The organism is Amycolatopsis sp. CA-161197, from assembly GCF_050942255.1.
In the GTDB taxonomy this organism is placed as follows: domain Bacteria; phylum Actinomycetota; class Actinomycetes; order Mycobacteriales; family Pseudonocardiaceae; genus Amycolatopsis.
In genome coordinates, this window is record NZ_CP192059.1 from 8,466,918 (window position 1) to 8,486,233 (window position 19,316).

Below are 19,316 nucleotides of genomic sequence, written 5' to 3' on the forward strand. Positions count from 1 at the left end.
TCCGGGGCGTTTCACCCGTCGTGCCGGTTCTCTGTGTGCGCCACCTCCGTCCAGGTCGTTGGCACCTTTGTTGATGACATTCTCGACAGCTCCTTTCTCACCTACGTTCGTCGCCGCAGAATTCGCGCAACACAAGGCGAGGTTGGTTGCGGCCGTCCGGAGCGGGCGATTGTCCAAGACTCGCGGGATACTCCTACGTGGACAGTGCGGCCGGCTGCACTGTCCACAAGAGAGCGTCCACGCTACGTGACCCACCTCCATTCATGGCGGCCAGGCGTGAGGATTTCCGTGGCGAGGTGGGCTTGGCCGGCCGACAGGAAACCGGCGAGGTAGGCCATCCCGGCGGCGGTGATGATGTCGATGGTGCCGTTGCGGAGGGCGGTGAGGGTGGTCGGCAGGTGGGATGCAAGGGCAGCGTGAAGAGCCGTGACAGCTTCGGTTTCGGCGTGGGACAGGGCCAGACGTCGGGAGATCTCGGTGGCTGTGTGAGCAGTGGAGGACTTCATGTCGAAAACTGTATCGAACACCTGATCGACAACGCAGTCACTGAATCGGGTGGTCTCGGAGTGGTCCGCCGGCTCAGCGGCGGCACCACGACCGACCCGACTCACCCGGCTCGAAGCAGCCCTAACAGCCCATTGGGCCGTTAGCCCCCGAGTCCGGCTACTCTGGGTAGACCATGTCGAAGGGACGACCGTGATGCGTCGGGTTCGTCGGGCGGCCGCCCTGGTTGTTGCGTTGCTGTTGTTGTTCGGGGAGCCCTGGTCGGTGTTCGTGTTGCTGCCGGGGTGGCCGGTGGCGGGGACCGTCGTGGGGACGGTGGTGTTCGCGGGCGCGATGGTGGCGTTCCCGGTGCTGATGTTCCAAGGGCACGGGCCGCGGCAGAGTGACGCGGCGGCGCGGGCCGGGGATGTCATGCTCGGCACGATCTGGGTGCTGTTCACGTGGAGCGTCCTCGGACACGTGTTGAGGCTGGCGCTGCTGGCCGCGGGCGTCGACGACCCCGCGCGGCCGCGGATCGTGGCGGCGGCGAGCCTGGCGGTGTCGGTGGTGCTGCTCGTGGTCGGCAACCGGGTCGCGATGCGGGTGCCGCCGGTGAAGGAAACGGACGTGGTGATCCCGCGGCTGGGCGCGGGCGTCGACGGCCTGCGCATCGCGGTCATCACCGACACGCACTACGGCCCCCTCGACCGCACCAAGTGGTCGGAAAAGCTGGTCGCCGAGGTAAACCGGCTGCAGGCCGACGTCGTCTGCCACGCAGGCGACCTCGCCGACGGGTCGGTCGCCAAGCGGCGCAAGCAGGTCGACCCACTGGGCGGCGTCCAGGCCGGCCTCGGGCGGTTCTACATCACCGGCAACCACGAGTACTTCGGCGAAGCGCAGGCCTGGCTCGACCACATGGCGAGCCTCGGCTGGGACACCCTCCACAACCGCAGCACCCTCGTCGAGCGCGGCGGTGACCGCATCCTCTTCGCCGGCATCGACGACCCCACCGGCGCGGCCTCCGGGCTGCCCGGCCACGGCCCCGACCTCCCCGCCGCCCTCGCCGGCGCGGATCCCGACGTCCCCGTCGTCCTCCTCGCCCACCAGCCCAAGCAGGTCAACGAGGCCCGCGAGGCCGGCATCGACCTGCAAATCTCCGGCCACACCCACGGCGGCCAGATCTGGCCCTTCCACCTCCTCGTCCGCCTCGACCAGCCCACCCTGTCGGGCCTCACCCGCCACGGCCCCACCCAGCTGTACAACAGCCGAGGCTCCGGCTTCTGGGGCCCGCCGTTCCGCGTGTTCGCACCCAACGAGATCAGCCTCCTCACCCTCCGCCGCGCCGCCTGACCTGGCGCAAGACCGCCCCGCCTGACGCGAGCGACGCCGGGCGGGGCGAGCACTCCGGCGCGACGCCAGCGACCTGGGCGGCGCCGACCACAACCCGGCCACCAGATCCGGCCTGAGCACCGCCGGCCACCAAGACCTGGCACGAGCAACATCGGGTCAGACAAGTGCCTCGGCACGACCGAAGGGCTCCTACGCCACCCGACTGGCTCGCCTTCGCCGCCCCTGCACCGGCGAGCACGCCTGACCGAGGCACCACAGCCCCTCGTCCGCCCACCCTGACACCGCCAACCGCGCCTGCCTGACCCTCCCCGCCCGCCCCGATCTCAACCCAGCCGCCGGGACCGGTCTGGGCACCGTGATTCTCGGCCGCCCGGTCGGGCGAGCGCTCCGGCGCGGCACAGCGGCCCGCCCCGCACACCTTGCCCCAGCACCAGGCCCCGCCCGAGCACAGCCACGCCCCGCCGCCCGGCCGGGCAAGTGTCGCGGCGCGGCGCAGCGGCCCGCCCCGCCGAGTTTGTCTCGGGGCCAGGCCTGAGTGCAGCGACTGTCGGCCGCCCGGGCGGGCGAGCGATTCGGGCTGGAACAGCGGCCGTGGGTTCGCTCGGCAGGGCAGCCTTCGCTGGTCCCCGGCCTGGCGAGCATGCCCGACCTGGGCACGACCGACCCGCGATCGCCTGGCCTGACTTGAGCAACGCCAGGTCAGGCGAAGGCGTCGGTGCGATCCAGCGATCCGTCGCGCACCTCGATCGGTCGTGAATTCGCCGATCTCAACCCTGCCAAGCAGCATCGACCGCCGTGACTCGAGCAGGTCCGGCGAGTGCTTCGGTCCGCCGCGCTCAACCGCATCGTGTGGCCTCGGCCGACGCCCCCCCCCCCCCCCCCCCCCCCCCCCCCCCCCCCCCCCCCCCCACTGACCTACCGACTAATTTTTTTGTCTTGACAATATAAACCATCGGTGACAACGTTCTCCACAACACCTCACCGGTCCCGAGAGAAGACTCGCCATGACCACCGTCGAACAGAGACCGAAAAACCGGCCACGCAGCACGGACAAAGCCCTGCTCACCGCAGGAATCGCCGCCGGACCCGTCTACCTCGGGACGGCCCTCGCCCAAGCACTCACCCGGCCGGGGTTCGACCTCGCAAGGAACGACGTCAGCCTGCTCGCCATCGGGCCGCACGGGTGGATCCAGGTGGCCAACTTCGTCGTCACCGGGCTGCTCGTCCTCGCCTGCGCAAAGGGGCTCAGGAGCACGCTGATCGCCATCTTCGGCGCCGGCCTGATCGCGGCCGGGGTCTTCACAGCCGACCCCGCCGGCGCCGCGATCTCCTGGCACGGAGCGCTTCACATCGTCGCCGCCGGCATCGGGTTCCTGGCCTTCACCGCGGCGTGCCTGGTCCAAAAATCCGGCTACTCCCGGGCCACCGGGATCGTGTTCCTCGCCGCGTTCGGCGGGGTCGCCAGCGGGTCCGCCAACCCCGTGGTCGTGATCGGGTTCTGGGTGGCCGTCGCGCTCGCGTTCGGGTGGCTCGGCGTGACAGCGGTCCGCGCCACGCGCACCATCAACCACTGAAAGAGAGGCAAAACCCATGCCCACCACCACTTCCGCCGACGGCACCACCCTCGGCTACACCCGCGTCGGCACCGGGCCTTCGCTGGTGCTCGTCGACGGGGCGATGTGTTACCGCGGCTCGACGCCCAACGACGCCATCGCGAAGGAACTCGCCGGCGCCTTCACCGTCTTCACGTTCGACCGCCGCGGCCGGGGCGAGAGTGGGGACACGCTGCCGTACGACGTGGAGCGCGAGGTGGAAGACGTCGCCGCCGTCGTCAAGGAAGCGGGTGGCGAAGCCGGGCTCTTCGGGATCTCCTCGGGCGCCGTGCTCGCGCTCGAAGCGGCCCACCGCGGCGTGCCGACGAGCAAACTCGCCGTGTACGAGCCGCCGTTCGTCGTCGACGGGTCGCGAAAGCCGCTCAAAGCCGACTACACCGCGAAGCTCGAGCAGGCCGTCAAGGACGACAACCGGGCGGAAGCCGTGCGCCTGTTCATGCGCGTCGGCATCGAACTGCCCGCCCCCATGGTCGCGATGATGCGCCTCATGCCCGCGTGGCCGAAGCTCAAGCGCGTCGCCCACACGCTCCCCTACGACAACGCCTTGATGGACGGAAACCAAGCCGGCGAACCACTCCCCGAAGGACGCTGGTCGGGCATCACCGCGCCGACGCTCGCCATCGACGGCGGCAAGAGTCCCCAGTGGATGCGGACCGGCGTGGCCCAGCTCGCCCAGACGCTGCCGGGCGCCACCTACCGCACGCTCCCGGGTCAGACCCACCTCGTGAAGGCCACGGCCCTCGCCCCCGTGCTTGCGGAGTTCTTCACACCTCGCTGACACCACGACAACCCGTACGGCAAGCTGACCGGGTGGCCACGCGAGCGCTGATCTTCGACTTCGACGGAACGCTGGCCGACACCGAAGCCGCGGTGCTGCAGTCGTGGCAGGAGATGTTCCGCGACCACGGCACGGAGCTCCCGCTGGAGGTCTGGCACACCGTGATCGGCACGCAGAACACCGCCGCCACGATGTTCGAGCTGCTCGCCGGACGCGTGGCGAACATCGACCCCGAGCAGCTGCGCCCGGCGATGCGCGCCCGGGTCCACCAGCTGCTGGAAGCCGAAGGCCCGCGCGATGGCGTGCTCGGCTACCTCGACGAAGCCGCGAGCCGGAACCTCAAGCTCGGCGTCGCGTCCAGCTCGTCCGGCGCCTGGGTCCACGGCCAGCTGGCCCGCCTCGGCCTCGCCGAACGGTTCGGCTCCGTCGAGACCGGCGACCGCCACGCCGCCAAACCGCGCCCCGACACCTACCTCGCCGCGCTGGCCACGCTCGACGTCCCGGCCGAGGAGGCGATCGCCTTCGAGGACTCGCCCCACGGCGTCAGCGCCGCCAAGGCCGCCGGCATCCCCACGGTCGCCGTGCCGAACGCCATCACCACCGTGCTCGACTTCGGCCACGCCGACCTGGTGCTGCCGTCGTTCACGGCCAAACCGCTGGCCGAGGTCCTCGACCTGCTGGGCTAGACCACTTCGGACAGCCGGTCGAGAAACGCCCGCTGCCCCTTCACGAGCTTCACCCGTGCGGCGTCGAGCCCGAACCACTCGACGCGGTCCACCTCCGGGAACTCCTGCTTGCGCCCCGAGCGCGGCGGCCACTCCAGCTCGAACGTCCCCGGCACGACCGCCGCCGGGTCCAGGTCCGCCTCCACGGCCCACGCCGTGACGACCTTGCCCGACTGGCGGACGTCGCCCAGAGGAAGCCACGCACCGTCTGGTGCAGGCAGGCCGAGCTCCTCCGCGAACTCGCGCCGCGCGGCGGCCACGGGCTCCTCGCCCTCCTCGAGCTCACCCTTGGGCAGCGACCACGCGGCCTCGTCCTTCTTCGCCCAGAACGGCCCGCCCATGTGCGCGAGCAGCACCTCGACCTCGTCGCGCCGGCGGAAGAGCAGCAGCCCGGCGCTGTGTTTGGCAGCCATCGCGACAGTCTGCCGGAACCCGCCCGGAAAACCCGTCCGAAAAAAGTTTCCGCGCCCGTGTCGATCCGCGGCGAGCCCGCTCGACGCATCGGCAAAAGGGAAAAACACTCGGAGGGAACCGGAAATGACCACCATCACCCGCACCCAGGCCACCTCGTCCACCGCGTCGGCCACGAAGCCGCAGCTCGTCGAGCGGGCCCGCCCGATCGTGCTGGCCCTGTTCCGGGTCGTCACCTCGACCCTGTTCCTGATCCACGGCCTGGCCGGCTTCGGCTTCTTCGGCGGCATCGACGGCCAGGGCGGGGCTCTGCCGTTCGGCAGCTTCCCCGGCTTCTGGGCCAGCGTGATCGAGGTCGTCGGCGCCGTCCTGATCCTGCTGGGCGCGGCGACGCGACCGGCCGCGATCGTGCTGTCCGGCGTGATGGCCTACGCCTACTTCACCGTCCACGCGCCGATGAGCCTGCTGCCGATGCAGAACATGGGCGAGCCCGCCGCGCTGTACTCGTGGATCTTCCTGACGATCGCCTTCACCGGCCCGGGCGCCTTCGCGCTGGGCAACCTGCGCCGCCGGGTCAAGAACGCCCGTCAGTAGCCCGCGGCCGCCAGGTCGTTGTGCTTCATCACGTGCTCCATGAGGATCGTCAGCACCTGCTTGGTGGACTCCCGATCACGGGCGTCGCACAGCAACAGGGGAACGTCCGGGTCGAGGTCCAACGCGGCCCGGACCTCTTCTGTGCCATAGCGGTACGCGCCGTCGAAGCAGTTCACGCCCACGATGAACGGCAGGCCACGCCGCTCGAAGAAGTCCACGGCGGCGAAGCACGATTCCAGCCGCCGCGTGTCGGCCAGCACCACGGCGCCCAGCGCGCCCTCGGACAGCTCGTCCCACATGAACCAGAACCGGTCCTGCCCGGGCGTGCCGAACAGGTACAGGATCAGCTCGGGGTTGATCGTGATGCGGCCGAAGTCCAGCGCGACGGTGGTGGTGGTCTTCTGCTCCACACCCGACAGGTCGTCGACGCCTTCGGACGCGGTGGTGATCACCTCTTCCGTGCGCAGCGGGGGGACCTCGCTGACCGACCCGACCATCGTGGTCTTGCCGACCCCGAACCCGCCGGCGATCAGCACTTTGACCGCCGTCGCGGTCAGTGCGCGCCGGGGTTCAGAGTTTCCGGATGCCATCGAGAACCGCCTGGAGTACGTGTTTGTTCGGGGCTTCGGTCGGTGGTGCCGCGGTACGGAACAGCACCAGGTTCTGCTCGATCAGATCACTCAGCAGAACCTTCACCACAGGCAGGGGCAAGTCCACGCGCGCGGCCACCTCGGCGACGGACGTCGGTTTCTGGCACAGGCTCAGGATCTGCGCGTACTCCGGCTCCATCGCGGCCACCTCGCGCGCGGTGCGCATGGCGACCACGAGCGTGATCAGGTCCAGCCCGAGCGTGTCCGAGCGGGTGCGTCCGCCCGTGACGGCGTAGGAGCGGACCAGCGGCCCGGCCTCGTCGTCGAACCAGGACTCGTGCCGGCCGCTCATGGCGAGGTCCGCTGGACCACTCCGGCCCGCGGTGCCGCCGTGAGCACCGCGCCGACCCGCTTGACCATCAGGTTCATCTCGTACGCCACGAGCCCCATGTCCGCGTCGGCGCTCGCCAGCAGCGCGAGGCACGCCCCGCGGCCGGCGGCCGTCACGAAGAGGAACGCGTGGTCCATCTCCACCATCGTCTGCCGCACGTTGCCGCCGCCGAAGTGGCGCCCGGTGCCCCTCGCGAGGCTCTGGAACGCCGAAGCGACGGCCGAAAGGTGCTCACCGTCCTCTTCGGACAGATTGCTCGACCGGCCGATCAGCAGCCCGTCGGACGAGAGCACCACTGCCCGCTCGGCACCGGCGACCCGCTTGACGAGGTCGTCGAGCAACCAGTCGAGCTCGTTGACGCCGTTGTTGGCCATCAGTCGCGATCTCCGTACCTGTTGTCGTCGTAGTCGACTTCCGTCTCCCGGGCGCGCCGGGTGCCCTGCTGGAACGCCGTGAGCCGGTTGCGGGCCAGTTCCGGCGTGTCCTCCCGGGTCTCCTGCAGCTCGTGCGCCGGACGGTCCTCGCGCAGCTGGGGCACGAGGTTCTGCTGACGCCGGCGCTGGGGCAGCGGCGGACGTCCGGGCGCTTCCGGCCGGTACGGCTGCTGGGGGCGGCCGTTCTCGGGCGCCGGCCGCGGCTCGTGCGCGGGCCACGCCGGCTGCGGTGGGCGCGGCGGCCGGGCGGCACGCGGCGGAGCGGGCTGCTCGACCGGCGGCGCCGGCGGTTCGTACGCGGGCGGTTCCACCGCCGCGACCGGAGCCGCTTCGGGACGCAACCGCGCCGCCCGCCGGCCGACGCGGCTCATGCGCACCGGGTCCTGCACCGGCTGCGCGGGCACCGGCACCGGGGCTTCTTCTTCGGGAACGTCCGGCGTCGCGTCGGCCACCGGCGCGAGCAGATCCCGGCGCACCAGCACGATCGCACGCGTGCCGCCGTAGGCCGATTCCCGCAGGTGCACGGAGATGCCGTGGCGCGACGCGAGCCGGGCGACCACGAACAGGCCCAGCCGCGGCTCGTCCGACAGCGCCATGATCCCGAAGTCCGGCGGGTCGGCGAGCATCGCGTTGAACTCGTCGGCCTGCTCCTTCTCCAGGCCGAGGCCCTGGTCCTCGACCTCGATCACCACGCCCTTGCCGACGACGTTGCCGCGCAGCTCGACGCGCGCCTCCGGCGGCGAGAACGACGTCGCGTTGTCGATCAGCTCCGCCAGCAGGTGCACGAGGTCGCCGACCACCGGGCCACGCACGGCGACCGAAGGCAGCGCCGCCGTCTTCACGCGCGAGAAGTCCTCCGTCTCGGCTGCCGCGCCCCGCACCAGTTCCGCCAGGCTGACGGGGTTGCGCCACTGCCGGCCGGGCTGGCCGCCGCCGAGGATGATCAGGTTCTCCGCGTTGCGGCGGGCCCGCGTCGAGAGGTGGTCGAGCTGGAACAGCGTGTCCAGCTGGTCCGGGTCCTCCTGCTTGCGCTCGGCCGCGTCGAGCACCTTCAGCTGCCGGTGCACGATGACCTGGCTGCGGTGGGCGATGTTGAGGAACACCGTCTTGGTGCCCTCCCTCGTCTTCGCCTCTTCGACGGCCGCGGCGATGGCCGCCTGCTGCGCCTTGTTGAACGCCTCGGCGACCTCGCCGATCTCGTCGTCACCGTGGTCGAGGAAGTGCCCGCCCTCTTCGAGGTCCACGGGCTCGCCCGCCCGCACGCGCTCCACCAGCTCCGGCAGCCGGACCTCGGCCGCGTCGAGCGTGTCCTCCCGCAGCCGCGCGAGGCGCGCGATGAACCGGCGCGACAGGCGCAGCGCGATCAGCACCACGATGATCGCGATCAGCAGCGCGGCGGCGCCGGCGATGATCGAGTTGGTGAGCGTGGTGTCGGCGTCGGCGATCGCCGCGTTGGTGGCCGCGGAGCTCTGCGTCACGAACATCGTCATCAACGTCGTGGCGACCTGGTGCGCGGCGTCGCGCCACTGCTGCTGCGGCACCGGCAGCTGCTTTTCGCCTGCCAGGAACGCGTTTTCGACCTGGGTGACGGTGCGCCAGTCCGCGCCGGCCACGAGCTTGTCGTAGCTCGCGCGCACCTGCGGCAGCATCTGCGGCACGGACTGTTCCAGCTGCGCGTGGTACGCGCCGATCTGCCCGATGTACGCGCGCTGCTCGTCGCCGCTCAGACCGCCCGAGGCGAGACCGGCGGCCGACAGGGCGTCGCTGCGCTGCATTTCCTCGGCGGCGTTGAAGATCGGGATCGCCGACAGCCGCGCGAACGCGTTCTCGGCACCGCGCGCGGCCTGCGCGAGCCCGGCGACGCCCTGCGTGAACTGGTCGATGATCTGGTCGTAGAAGGTGAACGTCTGCAGCAGCGGCAGCTGCCCCGCGTCCACCTGCTGGCGCACCTGCGGCACCTTCGAGTACAGCCCGGCGAACGTGGCGATGTTCTGCTTCACGCTCGCGGGCACGGTGTTGTCGTCGGCGAAGTTGCCTTCGAGGATCGAGCTGATCTGCGCGGCCGCCGCGTCGGTCTTGGGCCGCGCGGCCTGCAGCGCCTGCCGCGCGTCCGACTGTCCGGCCAGCAGGCTCATCGACAGCTGCCGTTCCTGCTCGGCGGCAAGGATGAACGGGATGCCCGGGCCTTCCGAACTGCGGATCTTCTGCGCGTAGTCCCGCGCCTGCAGGGCGTCGGTGATCAGGTAGCCGGCGAGCGCGACGCCGACGAGCAGGAGAGCGAGACTCGGAATCAACGCGATCGCGAGCACGCGTGATCGAATCGACGAGCCGCGGCTGCGACGAACAGAATTCTGCTTCACCGTGGTCCGTTTTCCTTCCGGCAGTACAAGGTAATCGGGTCGCCCAGGGTTTTCCCACCCGGTTCCGACCAGCCGGATCAACTCACCGTGGTCCATCGCCCGCGACGACGTTAGGCAGGCCGGGCACCAACGTCAAGTCCGGATGCGAATCAAGGTCATGTTCCCGTGATCCACTCACAACTCCCTGCGGGGCTTTGGAAAATCCACCACCGGAAGGGTGAGCTTGGTCGCAGGAGGAATGGGCCGGACGGCGGTGCCGTCGTGACCTGCGGCGCGCTATCAGCGACGTGAACGGCGTGTGAGGAACGCCGAATTCATCGGTGAGGTCGATCACGGAACACGCGGACGGTCCGTGACGATCACCTTACGCGCGGCCCCGGACTCCACGCGAGGACGAAAAGGCGTGAAATGGACTACACCGGCCGCGGAATCGCCGGTCGAACCGGCGCGATTACCACTTTTCAGCGCCGAACGCCGTTCGGACGCGAGTCGCCGTCGCGGTGCAGGACCAAGCGCGGCACGGCGGGCCAGTCGAGGTCGTCTTCGTGGCCGGCCTCACGAGCCGAGCCGCCGCGCCGGCCGCGGCGGACGAGATCGTGCAGCATCTCCCGGCACGCCCAGCCGAGCACGGCCACGGAGCAGACCAGCACCAGCACGAGCACGGATTCCACCGGGAAACGCACGAACAGGCCACCGAATTCGGCGAGCAGAATTCCGATGACCACCCCGATCAGGAGCGTGCCGACATACGAAAGCGACACCTCGCGAACCCGTGCGCCGGCCATCGCCGCCCCTTTCGCCCGGCAACCGCGCCGACGTTTCCCTTGCCGCACGTGCCCGGGATCGCGCCGGTCCGCGGTGCGCCCACCAGCGGAAAAGCAGGGTCCGATCATAGCGGGCAACCACGCGGAACTGTCGCGGTCGCTCACCCGAAGGGGCTATGCCGGGATGCATTCAGCCGTGAAAACCACGATTTTCCGTGAATTCGGTTCGCCTTTTCGTTCAGCTCAGCTCATGCAAGGCCGTGACGGCGCGCAGCACTTCCGCGTATCGCGTGTAGAGCGGCGCGAGCCCGAACCGCAGCACGTCGGGCGGGCGGAAATCGCCGAGCACGCCGCGTTCGTGCAATGCCGACATCGTCCGTTGCGCGTCCGGCACGCGCACCGAGATCTGGTGGCCGCGGGCGTGGTCACGCGGCGTCGGGACGTCGGCGCCGGGCAGCAGCTCGTCGAGGCAGTGCAGGAAGAAATCGCCCAGTGCCAAGCCTTTCGCCCGCAACACGGCGAGGTCGACGTCGTCCCACACGTCCAGCGCGGCGTCGAGCGCGAGCAGCGACAGGATGTCCGGGGTACCCGCGCGCGCCCGCGAAATCCCGGCGCCCGCGCGGTAGCCGGCCTCCATCGCGAACGGGTCGGCGTGCCCGGCCCAGCCCGCGAGCGGCTGATCGAACGACTCCTGCCGCCGGCTCGCGACGTAGACGAACGCGGGCGCGCCCGGCCCGCCGTTGAGGAACTTGTAGGTGCAGCCCACCGCGTAGTCGACCTCGTGCTCGTCGAGCCGCACCTCGATCGCGCCGACGCTGTGGCAGAGGTCCCAGACCACGGCGGCGCCGGCCGCGTGCGCGGCGGCGGTGATCGCGCCCATGTCGTGCAGCCGGCCCGACACGTAGTCCACGTGGTTCACCAGCACCGCGGCCGTCGCCTCGCCGCACGCGGCGGGCAGCTCGGCGACCGGCACGCGCCGCACGGCGTGTCCGGTGAGCCGCCCGACCTGTTCGGCGACGTAGCCGTCGGTGGGGAAGGTCGCGGCGTCGAGCAGGATTTCGGCCCGGCCCGGGTTCGCGCGCACGGCGGCGACGAGCACCTTGAACAGGTCGACGCTCGTCGAGTCGGCGACCACGACCTGCCCGGGCGCCGCGCCGACGAGCGGCGCGATCCGCTCGCCGACCCGCTCCGGCGCGTCCCACCAGCCGTCGGTCCACGAGCGGATCAGCCGGCCGCCCCACTGCTCGCGGACCACGTCGGCGAGCCGCTGCGCGACGTGCCGCGGCGGGGCGCCGAGGGAGTTGCCGTCGAAGTACGCGACGGCCGGGTCGAGGTCGAACTCCGCACGCTTGGCGGCCAGTGGGTCGGCGGCGTCGAGGGCGGCGGCTTCTGCGCTGAGTTCCCTGCCGGTGAGGGTCATGCGGCGAACTCGTCGGCCAGGGTGTTCCAGAACATCAGCTCGTAGCTCTGGAACAGCCGGGCGTACGTCCGCGCGGTGCCGGCGTCGAGCCGGCCGGCGTCGAGTCCGGCCTGGATCGCGGCGAGCGCTTGTTCTTCGATTTCCGGGACGTCGGCGGCGAAGAAGTCGAAGAACGCGCACGCGTCGTCGTCGAAGCCGTAGTGCTCACGCATCCCCGCGGCGAGGGCAGCGTAGTACCGGCCCCACGCGGCGAAGTTCGCGAAGATCGCAACAGCGACTTCAGCCGCTTCGCCGTTCAGCGCCAGCCACGCGAAATACGCCGGATAGGCCTGACAACCCGCGCGCGGCAGCTCCGTCCCCGGATCGTCGCCGGCCGCGGCCGCCAGCGCGTCGAGCTTGTCCAGCGCGAGCCGCTCCCCCGGCGCGAGGCCGCCGAAGAACTCGCGCGCCCGCGGTTCGTCGGCGCCGGCGGCCAGCGCGTGGAAGCTGCGCCAGTCGCTGCGCACGATCCACCGTTCCTCGGCGGCGATCGCGGCGAACACCGCCCGCGGCGCGGAGCCGGACGCGACGAGCGGCACGAGCCGGTTGCCGTCGTCGCGCGGCGCGAGCTCGCGCCGGATCGCGGCCAGCAGTTCACGAGCGGACTGATCACGAGCGGGCACGGGCTCTCCTTCGGCGGGGCTTCCATTCAAGCAGGATCCGCTGAAGTGGATCTTTTCTCCGGCCAGTGGGGAATAGACCGTTTTGCGTAGTTCACGGTCAGGTCCACGCAGGCAAGCGGAGTGGCCGCGATTCTCTATCCACACCGGCCGGGAGCCCCTACAGTGGTCGCTCACCAGCACCACCGGAGGAGGGCCAGCGTTGACCACCCCGCAGTCCGCAGCCGCACAGGCCGAGGGTCAGACGATCCCCCGCCTGCTGCACCGCAACGCCACCGAGTACGGCGAGCACCCCGCCGTCACCTCGCTCGACCTCGAGGGTCACCCGACGCTGAGCTGGAGTGAGTTCCGCACCGCGATCGCCGAGTTCTCGCGCGGCCTGGCCGGGCTCGGCCTCGGCAAGCGCGACCGCATGCTGATCATGGCCGCGAGCAGTCCCGACCACCTGGTCGCCGACCTCGCCGCCGTGCACCTGGCCGCGATCCCGTGCACCGCCTACGCGACGCTGAGCCCGGACCAGATCCGCTACGTCGCCCGCCACAGCGCCGCACCCGTCGTCGTCCTCGGCGGCGCAGGCGAGCTGGAACGCTGGCTGCCGGTGCTCGACGATCTGCCCGCACTGCGCCACGTCGTCGTGATGGACGCGGCCGCGATCCCGGCCGGCGACGAGCGGTTCGTTTCGTTCGCCGAAGTGCGCGAAGCCGGACGCGCGGCGCTGGCCGAGGACCCCGACGCGTTCGAAGCCGCGTGGCAGGGCATCCAGCCGGACGACCCGCTCGCGATGATCTACACCTCCGGCACCACCGGCGATCCCAAGGGTGTCGTGCTGTCGCACCGCAACGCCGTCCACGAAGGACTCGCGGTGCAGAACCTGCACGACGCGCCCATGCACGCCAAGAACATCGCCTACCTGCCGCTGGCGCACATCGCCGAGCGCGAGCTGTCGATCTACCTGCCGCTGCTGTGGGCGGGCCACGTGCACACCGTCGCCGACGCCGCCGGGGTCGTCGCCGCGCTCGGGCAGGTGCACCCGGAGAGCTTCTTCGGCGTGCCGCGCGTGTGGGAAAAGATGGTGGCGGGCATGAAGAACATGCTCGGCGGCGTCCCCGAGGACCGGCGCGAGGCGCTGCTCTCGGCCAACGCCCTGCTGCAGGAGGGCTACAAGCTGCGCTCCGCCGGCAAGGAAGTGCCGGCCGAGCTCGCCGAGCGCATCGCGAAGACGGACGAAGCCGTGCTCGCCCCCGTGCGCGCGCTGCTCGGTCTGGACAAGGTGCTCGTCGCCTCCAGCGGCGCCGCGGCCCTGCCGGTGGAGGTCCTGTACTTCATCGCCGGCCTGGGCGTGGAGATCCAGGAGGTCTGGGGCCTGTCCGAGACGACCGGCGCGGCCACGTCGAACAGCGCCGGCGGCTTCCGCGCGGGCACCGTCGGCAAGCCGCTCGAGGGCGTCGAGGTGAAGGTGGCCGAAGACGGTGAGCTGCTCGTGCGCGGCCCCATCGTGTTCCTCGGTTACCTGCAGGAAGACGGCTCGATCGCCGACGCCACCGACGCCGACGGCTGGTACGCCACCGGCGACATCGGCACCATCGGCGAAGACGGTTTCGTGCGGATCACCGACCGCAAGAAGGAACTGATCATCACCTCGAGCGGCAAGAACATCGCCCCCACCCGCATCGAGGGTCTGCTCAAGGAGCACCCGCTCATCGGCCAGGCCGTCGCGATCGGCGACGACCGCCCGTACGTCACCGCGCTCATCGTCCTCGACGACGAGATCGCTCCCGGCTGGGCAGCGGCCAACGGCATCGAGGCGGCCGGCATCGACGAGCTGGCCGCCCACGAGAACGTGCTGGCGGAGATCGAGCGCGCGGTGGAGTCGGCCAACAGCCGGCTGGCCCGTATCGAGCAGATCAAGCGCTACCACCTGATCACGCAGGCGTGGACTCCCGAAACCGGCGAGCTGACGCCCACGCTGAAGCTCAAGCGCCGCGTCATCAACGAGCGCTACGACGCCGCGATCAAGGACCTCTACGCCGCCGCCAGGCCGGCGTCCTGACCCGTGAACCCCCGGGGCGGCGCGGGTCCAGGCCGCCCTGGGGACCTCACGCGATCCGGCTGCTGTCCGTCCACTTGCGAAGGCGTGGCGGCACCCGCTTCTCGAGCCCGTAGTTCTCGAGGTGCGCCGAGAACACCTCGTCGAAGGCGTTCTGCACCGTCTCCGTGTCCCACGCCTGCCGCTCGAGGATCGGCTGCTTCAGGAACGGCTGACCCATCACGTGCAGCTGCGGCCCGTTGCACCGGATCATCTGCCCGGTGATCCCCGCCGACCCGTCGCCGAGCAGGAACAGCACCACCGGCGCGATCCGGGACGGCGTCCGCTCCGGCGGGCAAGCGCGCAACGCCCGCTCCGACTTCCACACCATCCGCGTGTGCGCCACCGGGCACACGGCGTTGGCCCGGATCCCGTGCTCCTCCAGGTCCAGGGCCCACGAATACGTCAGCGAAGCGACGGCGCCCTTCGAAGCGGCGTACACCCCCAGCTTCCGCTGCCCCAGCGAAGCGCCGGACGAAATATTCACGATCGACCCGTGCACCCCGCCGGCGACCATCGCCTTGATCGCGGCCAGGCCCGTGTACATCACGCCCAGGACGTTGACCTCGACCAGCTCCTTGGCTTGGTCGACGTTGTCGTCCCACGGCAGGGCCTCGTAGTTGAGCCCGGCGTTGTTGACCAGGCCGTCGATCCGGCCGAACTCGCCCACGCACAGGTCCACGATGGCCTGGGCCTGCGCCGGGTCGGAAACGCTGTGTCCACTCGCGACGGCCCGGCCGCCGTGCTGCCGGATGTTCTCCGCCGTGCGCTCGGCTAGGCCGGCGTCGACGTCGTTGACCACCACGGCCCCACCCGCGCGGGCCACGTGCACGGCGAACGCCTCGCCGAGTCCGCGTCCTGCGCCGGTGACGACCACGGCCTTGTCCTGCATGAGCCTGTCCATAACCCTCTCCCCACTGGCCGGCGCCGGCGGGGCGAAGGACCGCTCCACCGGGCTCCTTTTCAGTGTTGGGCCATTCGGTGCGGCAAGCAGGGCGACCGCGACGAACGGTGGCCGTGCTGCGCCGAGCGAGTGAAGGTCGACCAGCCCACCGGTACCTCCGGACAGGTCAGCACCGACCGGGAGTGGGTCCCGCCGCCGGCCCCGCGGTCCCCTGAACGGCCCAGCCGGAGATAACGCGCGTATCTGCTGTTCGCCCGACCGTAATCAGCGGCATACTGATTGTTGTCCCGCCGCCCGGGAACTGTGACTCCCTCGGGGTCGCCGTCACAGCCCAGGCAGAATGCCCACCGGACACGTTCACCCGATCGGGGAGGGGGAAGTGGTCACCCTGTGACGACCCACGCCACGCCACGGCTGACGGCGCCACTACGGAACGTCGAGTACCGCGTTCTGTGGGCGGCCGAGGCCATCTCGAGCGCGGGCGACCAGCTGGCGAAGGTTGCGCTCGCCATCCTCGTCTACAACCGCACCGGCTCGGCCCTCTGGGCCGCCGTCGTCTACGCCCTCACGTTCCTCCCCGCGCTGGCGGGTGGGCTCGGGCTGTCCTTCCTCGCCGACCGCTACCCGCGGCGCGCGGTGCTGAGCGCGAGCGCCGCGGTGCAGGCGGTGCTCGTGGGGCTCATGAGCCTGCCGGGCATGCCGCTCGTCGTGCTGTGCAGCCTGCTCGTGGCCGTGCAGCTCGCCGCGTCACCCGCCAACGCCGCGCAGAACGCCATCACCCGAGAAGTGTTCACCGACGACGAGATCTACCTGCGCAGCCAGGACCTGCGTGGGATCACGACCAACACGGTGATGCTGCTGGGGCTCGCGGGCGGCGGCCTGCTCGTGACGTTCGTGGGCACGTCGTGGGCGCTGGCGATCGACGCCGTGAGCTTTGCCGTCGCCTCGCTCATCGTGCGCGTGTGGGTGCACGATCGCCCGGCCGCGGGTGGCGAGCAGACGACGTGGTTCGGGGCCACGCGGTTCGTGTTCGGGCAGCGCAGGCTGCGGGTGCTGATCGCGCTGTCGTGGCTGGTCGGGCTCGCGGTGGTCCCCGAGGGACTCGCGGCTCCGCTGGCGCAGCAGCTCGGCGCGTCGTCCGCGGCCGTGGGCTGGCTGCTGGCAGCCGACCCGCTGGGGTTCGTGGCCGGTGCCTACTTGCTTTCGAAGTTCGCGTCCGCCCAGGTCAGGCTGCGCCTGCTGGGCATCCTCGCGACGACGTCGCTGGCCCTGCTCGCGCTGTTCCTGCTCCAGCCGAACCTGGCGCTGGCTCTCGTGCTCCTCGCACTGGCGGGTGCGATGGGCGCGTACATCATCACGGTCACCGCGACGTTCGCCACCTGGGTGCCGAACGAGCTGCGCGGCGGCGCCGGCGGGCTCTACCGCACGGGGCTGCGGGTCGCGCAGGGAGTCGGGGTCGCGCTGGGTGGGGTGGTCGCCCAGGTGACCGGGTCCGCGGTCACCGCCATCGCGCTCGCCGGTCTGCTCGGCGTGGCGCTGGCCATCCCCACCGCCTTCTCGTGGACCCGGGTGCGGCACGCGGTCGCGGCCGACACCGGGCTCTGAGTCGTGGCCGGCTCGTTCACCGGCCGGGGCGATCCGGTTCTGGGATCCGGATCGAAGTCTCGGGGTGCCCTGCGTTGTGAGGCCCTGTGTTGTCAGGCTCGGTGTTGCCAGGCTCAGTGCTGTCGGGCTTCGCGTTCTCAGGCTTCGCGGTCACGCATCGCGGCTCTCCTCTGCTCACACGGTCACGAACTCTTGGCTGCCGGTCACCGGAATCACGCCTCGCGGTCACGCACGGTGGGCCACCTCCTCGAACTGAGCGCACTGACAATTTCCGGGCAAACAGACAAGAACGATTCAGGCTTCGCGGTCGCGCATCGGGAAAACACCTCCTGGACGGCACAGCTCAGAGACTGGCGTTGCAATTCGCATTCAGGGTTCACCAGCCATCGGGGGAAGGCACCTCCGGGTAAGAGGCACACGGTTGGACGGAACACGAATTCAGCCCTCGTGGAGGGCTCACCGCCGGGAAGTCGGTGAGTGCGATGATACCGGTAAGCGATAACAGCACCACAGCGGATACCACCAGACCCGAACGACCCGAGAGACCGGAGGAGGCCGAGCCCGATGCCCGACAACGGACACGCGCACGGTGAACCGACGGACTCCAATCGCGGGGTACCCACACCCTCTCATGATCACGCGCCGAAGTTCCAAGATTCTTCCGGGGATACCCGCGGTGTTTCACAAAACGCGACCACCCGGTCGCAGGGTGTCGGCAAACGGCTCGGTCAGTTGATTTCCGGCAATCCCGTGCGGTCGTGGGATCTGTGGACCAAGCCGCGGGCGATGATCGTTTTCCTGTTTTCCTGGGAAGCGCTTGCCGTCGGCCTGCTGACGTTCGGGATCATCACCGGCGGGCCCACCACGGCCCTGGACTGGGCCCGGTTCGGCATCCTCGCCGTGTGCGCCACGGTGCACATCCAGCTCACGCGCCGGCAGGAGGAGCGGCGGCGCAACCGCGTGACGGCCGTCCACATCGACCTGTCGGGGATCTGGGTGTTCCCCGGCGCGCTGCTGCTGCCGATCCACTTGACACTGCTGCTGATCGTCATCGTCCGGGTGCAGCGGTGGTTCAACTCGCGGCGGCCGCCGCACAAGTTCGTGTTCACCTCGTTCACGCACGCCGTTTCGGCCTTGGCGGCGCACGAGCTCTACCAGACGTTCGCCTCGGCGGAGCTGGAGAACCTCACGCCGAACAACTCGCTGAAGCTCTTCGGCATCCTCATGCTGGTCGGCTTCTGCTACGCGGCACTGCAGGCGATCGTCATCGGCAGCCTGCTCGCACTGGGCGGAACTTCCGCGCCGACGCTGAGCAACGTGCTGGGCACGAAGGACGACAACCTGCTGGAGCTCTCGACCATCGGGCTCGGCACCATCGCCACGATCCTGCTGGTGAACTTCCCGCCGGCGATCGTGATCCTGGTGCTCATCACCGTGCTCGGCAACCGGCTCGCCGAGATCAACCAACTGCAGTCCGAGGCCCGCACCGACCCGAAGACCGGCATCTTCAACGTGCGCGGGTGGTCCGAATCAGCCGATCGCGCCCTCGCCCGCGCCGCGCGCGGCAACGAAATGGTGGCGCTGCTGATGATCGACCTCGACCACTTCAAGTGGGTCAACGACACCTACGGCCACCCCGCCGGCGACGACGTCCTGCGCACGGTGGCGCAGACCCTCGACGACATCACGCGCCCCAAGGACATCATCGGCCGCTTCGGCGGCGAGGAATTCCTGATCCTGCTGCCGGACGTGGACCAAACGGCCGCCAAGGTGACGGCCGAACGGATCCGGACCGCGATCGCCGACCAGCAGATCGTGACCACCGACAAACGCGGCGGTCGCGCCCGCATCACCGGTCGGACCACCTCGATCGGAGTAGCGCTGCTGGGGCCGAACGGAGCGACGGTGGAACAGTTGCTGCACGCGGCCGACGCCGCGGTGTATGCCGCCAAGGAAGGCGGCCGGAATCAAGTCCGGTTCGCCGACGCGGATCCACCACCCCGCGTGGCCTGAGTGAAATCATCGCCGCCCCCAATTTCGATTAATCGCGTTCGACGAACGGTTCCCGGAAACGGACGGGTGAATTCACCCTCAGCTCGCACTCCGTGACCGGAAGTCGCGAAAAAGGGTCTGTGATGCAATTCACCAC

The 19,316-nt window shown here is 70.2% G+C and carries 18 protein-coding genes; 8 read left to right on the forward strand and 10 right to left on the reverse strand.

Going from position 1 to position 19,316, the window contains the following annotated elements:
• Positions 1-242: 242 nt before the first annotated feature.
• Entirely contained in the window at positions 243-506 is a 264-nt protein-coding gene (locus ACQPXB_RS39930) for a hypothetical protein (protein ID WP_432846942.1), read from the reverse strand.
• Positions 507-699: 193 nt separating this feature from the next.
• Here ACQPXB_RS39930 and ACQPXB_RS39935 point away from each other — a divergent pair, with 193 nt between their 5' ends.
• The 4 genes from ACQPXB_RS39935 (at position 700) to ACQPXB_RS39950 (ending at position 4,910) form a co-directional block, all read left to right on the forward strand.
• Positions 700-1,833: a metallophosphoesterase gene (locus ACQPXB_RS39935; protein ID WP_432846944.1), complete on the forward strand. Its 1,134-nt coding sequence runs from the start codon at positions 700-702 to the stop codon at positions 1,831-1,833.
• A 1,004-nt stretch (positions 1,834-2,837) separates the two neighbouring features.
• On the forward strand, positions 2,838-3,407 hold the full coding sequence (locus ACQPXB_RS39940) for a DUF998 domain-containing protein (protein ID WP_432846945.1): 570 nt from the start codon (positions 2,838-2,840) through the stop codon (positions 3,405-3,407).
• Between the two features lie 16 nt (positions 3,408-3,423).
• A complete protein-coding gene (locus ACQPXB_RS39945) occupies positions 3,424-4,224 on the forward strand; it encodes an alpha/beta fold hydrolase (protein ID WP_432846947.1) in 801 nt (266 codons plus the stop codon).
• A gap of 32 nt (positions 4,225-4,256) precedes the next feature.
• Positions 4,257-4,910 carry an HAD family hydrolase gene (locus ACQPXB_RS39950; RefSeq protein ID WP_432846948.1) on the forward strand — a complete coding sequence of 218 codons (654 nt, stop codon included), beginning with the start codon at positions 4,257-4,259 and terminating at the stop codon, positions 4,908-4,910.
• Here ACQPXB_RS39950 and ACQPXB_RS39955 read toward each other — a convergent pair.
• Positions 4,907-5,362 carry an NUDIX domain-containing protein gene (locus tag ACQPXB_RS39955; protein WP_366588247.1) on the reverse strand — a complete coding sequence of 152 codons (456 nt, stop codon included), beginning with the start codon at positions 5,360-5,362 and terminating at the stop codon, positions 4,907-4,909. The genes ACQPXB_RS39950 and ACQPXB_RS39955 overlap by 4 nt on opposite strands.
• Positions 5,363-5,486: 124 nt before the next feature.
• Between ACQPXB_RS39955 and ACQPXB_RS39960 the strand changes: the two genes are divergently transcribed.
• The gene (locus ACQPXB_RS39960) at positions 5,487-5,954 is read left to right on the forward strand and encodes a DoxX family protein (protein WP_432846950.1); all 468 of its coding nucleotides are present in this window, start codon (positions 5,487-5,489) and stop codon (positions 5,952-5,954) included.
• Here the strand turns inward: ACQPXB_RS39960 and ACQPXB_RS39965 are convergent.
• From ACQPXB_RS39965 to ACQPXB_RS39995, 7 genes are all read right to left on the reverse strand, one after another.
• Positions 5,948-6,544: a GTP-binding protein gene (locus tag ACQPXB_RS39965; RefSeq protein ID WP_366588243.1), complete on the reverse strand. Its 597-nt coding sequence runs from the start codon at positions 6,542-6,544 to the stop codon at positions 5,948-5,950. The two genes, ACQPXB_RS39960 and ACQPXB_RS39965, sit on opposite strands and share 7 nt — an antisense overlap.
• Complete coding sequence (locus tag ACQPXB_RS39970) at positions 6,525-6,896, reverse strand: DUF742 domain-containing protein (RefSeq protein WP_432846952.1); 372 nt, start codon at positions 6,894-6,896, stop codon at positions 6,525-6,527. The genes ACQPXB_RS39965 and ACQPXB_RS39970 overlap by 20 nt, the downstream gene beginning before the upstream one ends.
• Positions 6,893-7,309, reverse strand: a complete 417-nt coding sequence (locus tag ACQPXB_RS39975) for a roadblock/LC7 domain-containing protein (protein WP_220243702.1) — start codon at positions 7,307-7,309, stop codon at positions 6,893-6,895. Before ACQPXB_RS39975 ends, ACQPXB_RS39970 begins: the two co-directional genes overlap by 4 nt.
• Entirely contained in the window at positions 7,309-9,729 is a 2,421-nt protein-coding gene (locus ACQPXB_RS39980) for a nitrate- and nitrite sensing domain-containing protein (RefSeq protein WP_432846954.1), read from the reverse strand. The genes ACQPXB_RS39975 and ACQPXB_RS39980 overlap by 1 nt, the downstream gene beginning before the upstream one ends.
• A 461-nt stretch (positions 9,730-10,190) precedes the next feature.
• The gene (locus ACQPXB_RS39985; RefSeq protein ID WP_366588239.1) at positions 10,191-10,514 is read right to left on the reverse strand and encodes a hypothetical protein; all 324 of its coding nucleotides are present in this window, start codon (positions 10,512-10,514) and stop codon (positions 10,191-10,193) included.
• Between the two features lie 217 nt (positions 10,515-10,731).
• Positions 10,732-11,913 carry a kynureninase gene (kynU, locus tag ACQPXB_RS39990; RefSeq protein WP_432846956.1) on the reverse strand — a complete coding sequence of 394 codons (1,182 nt, stop codon included), beginning with the start codon at positions 11,911-11,913 and terminating at the stop codon, positions 10,732-10,734.
• The gene (locus tag ACQPXB_RS39995; RefSeq protein ID WP_432846958.1) at positions 11,910-12,575 is read right to left on the reverse strand and encodes a transcriptional regulator; all 666 of its coding nucleotides are present in this window, start codon (positions 12,573-12,575) and stop codon (positions 11,910-11,912) included. The genes kynU and ACQPXB_RS39995 overlap by 4 nt, the downstream gene beginning before the upstream one ends.
• Before the next feature lie 199 nt (positions 12,576-12,774).
• Between ACQPXB_RS39995 and ACQPXB_RS40000 the strand changes: the two genes are divergently transcribed.
• Positions 12,775-14,622: an AMP-dependent synthetase/ligase gene (locus ACQPXB_RS40000; RefSeq protein WP_432846960.1), complete on the forward strand. Its 1,848-nt coding sequence runs from the start codon at positions 12,775-12,777 to the stop codon at positions 14,620-14,622.
• Between the two features lie 46 nt (positions 14,623-14,668).
• Here ACQPXB_RS40000 and ACQPXB_RS40005 read toward each other — a convergent pair whose 3' ends face one another.
• The gene (locus ACQPXB_RS40005; RefSeq protein WP_366588227.1) at positions 14,669-15,562 is read right to left on the reverse strand and encodes an SDR family NAD(P)-dependent oxidoreductase; all 894 of its coding nucleotides are present in this window, start codon (positions 15,560-15,562) and stop codon (positions 14,669-14,671) included.
• Positions 15,563-15,952: 390 nt separating this feature from the next.
• Here ACQPXB_RS40005 and ACQPXB_RS40010 point away from each other — a divergent pair, with 390 nt between their 5' ends.
• Both ACQPXB_RS40010 and ACQPXB_RS40015 read left to right on the forward strand, forming a co-directional pair.
• Positions 15,953-17,167 (forward strand): MFS transporter, encoded by a 1,215-nt coding sequence (locus ACQPXB_RS40010; RefSeq protein WP_366588225.1) that lies wholly within the window; start codon positions 15,953-15,955, stop codon positions 17,165-17,167.
• A 786-nt stretch (positions 17,168-17,953) separates the two neighbouring features.
• A complete protein-coding gene (locus ACQPXB_RS40015) occupies positions 17,954-19,180 on the forward strand; it encodes a GGDEF domain-containing protein (RefSeq protein ID WP_366588222.1) in 1,227 nt (408 codons plus the stop codon).
• The last annotated feature ends 136 nt before the right edge of the window (positions 19,181-19,316 follow it).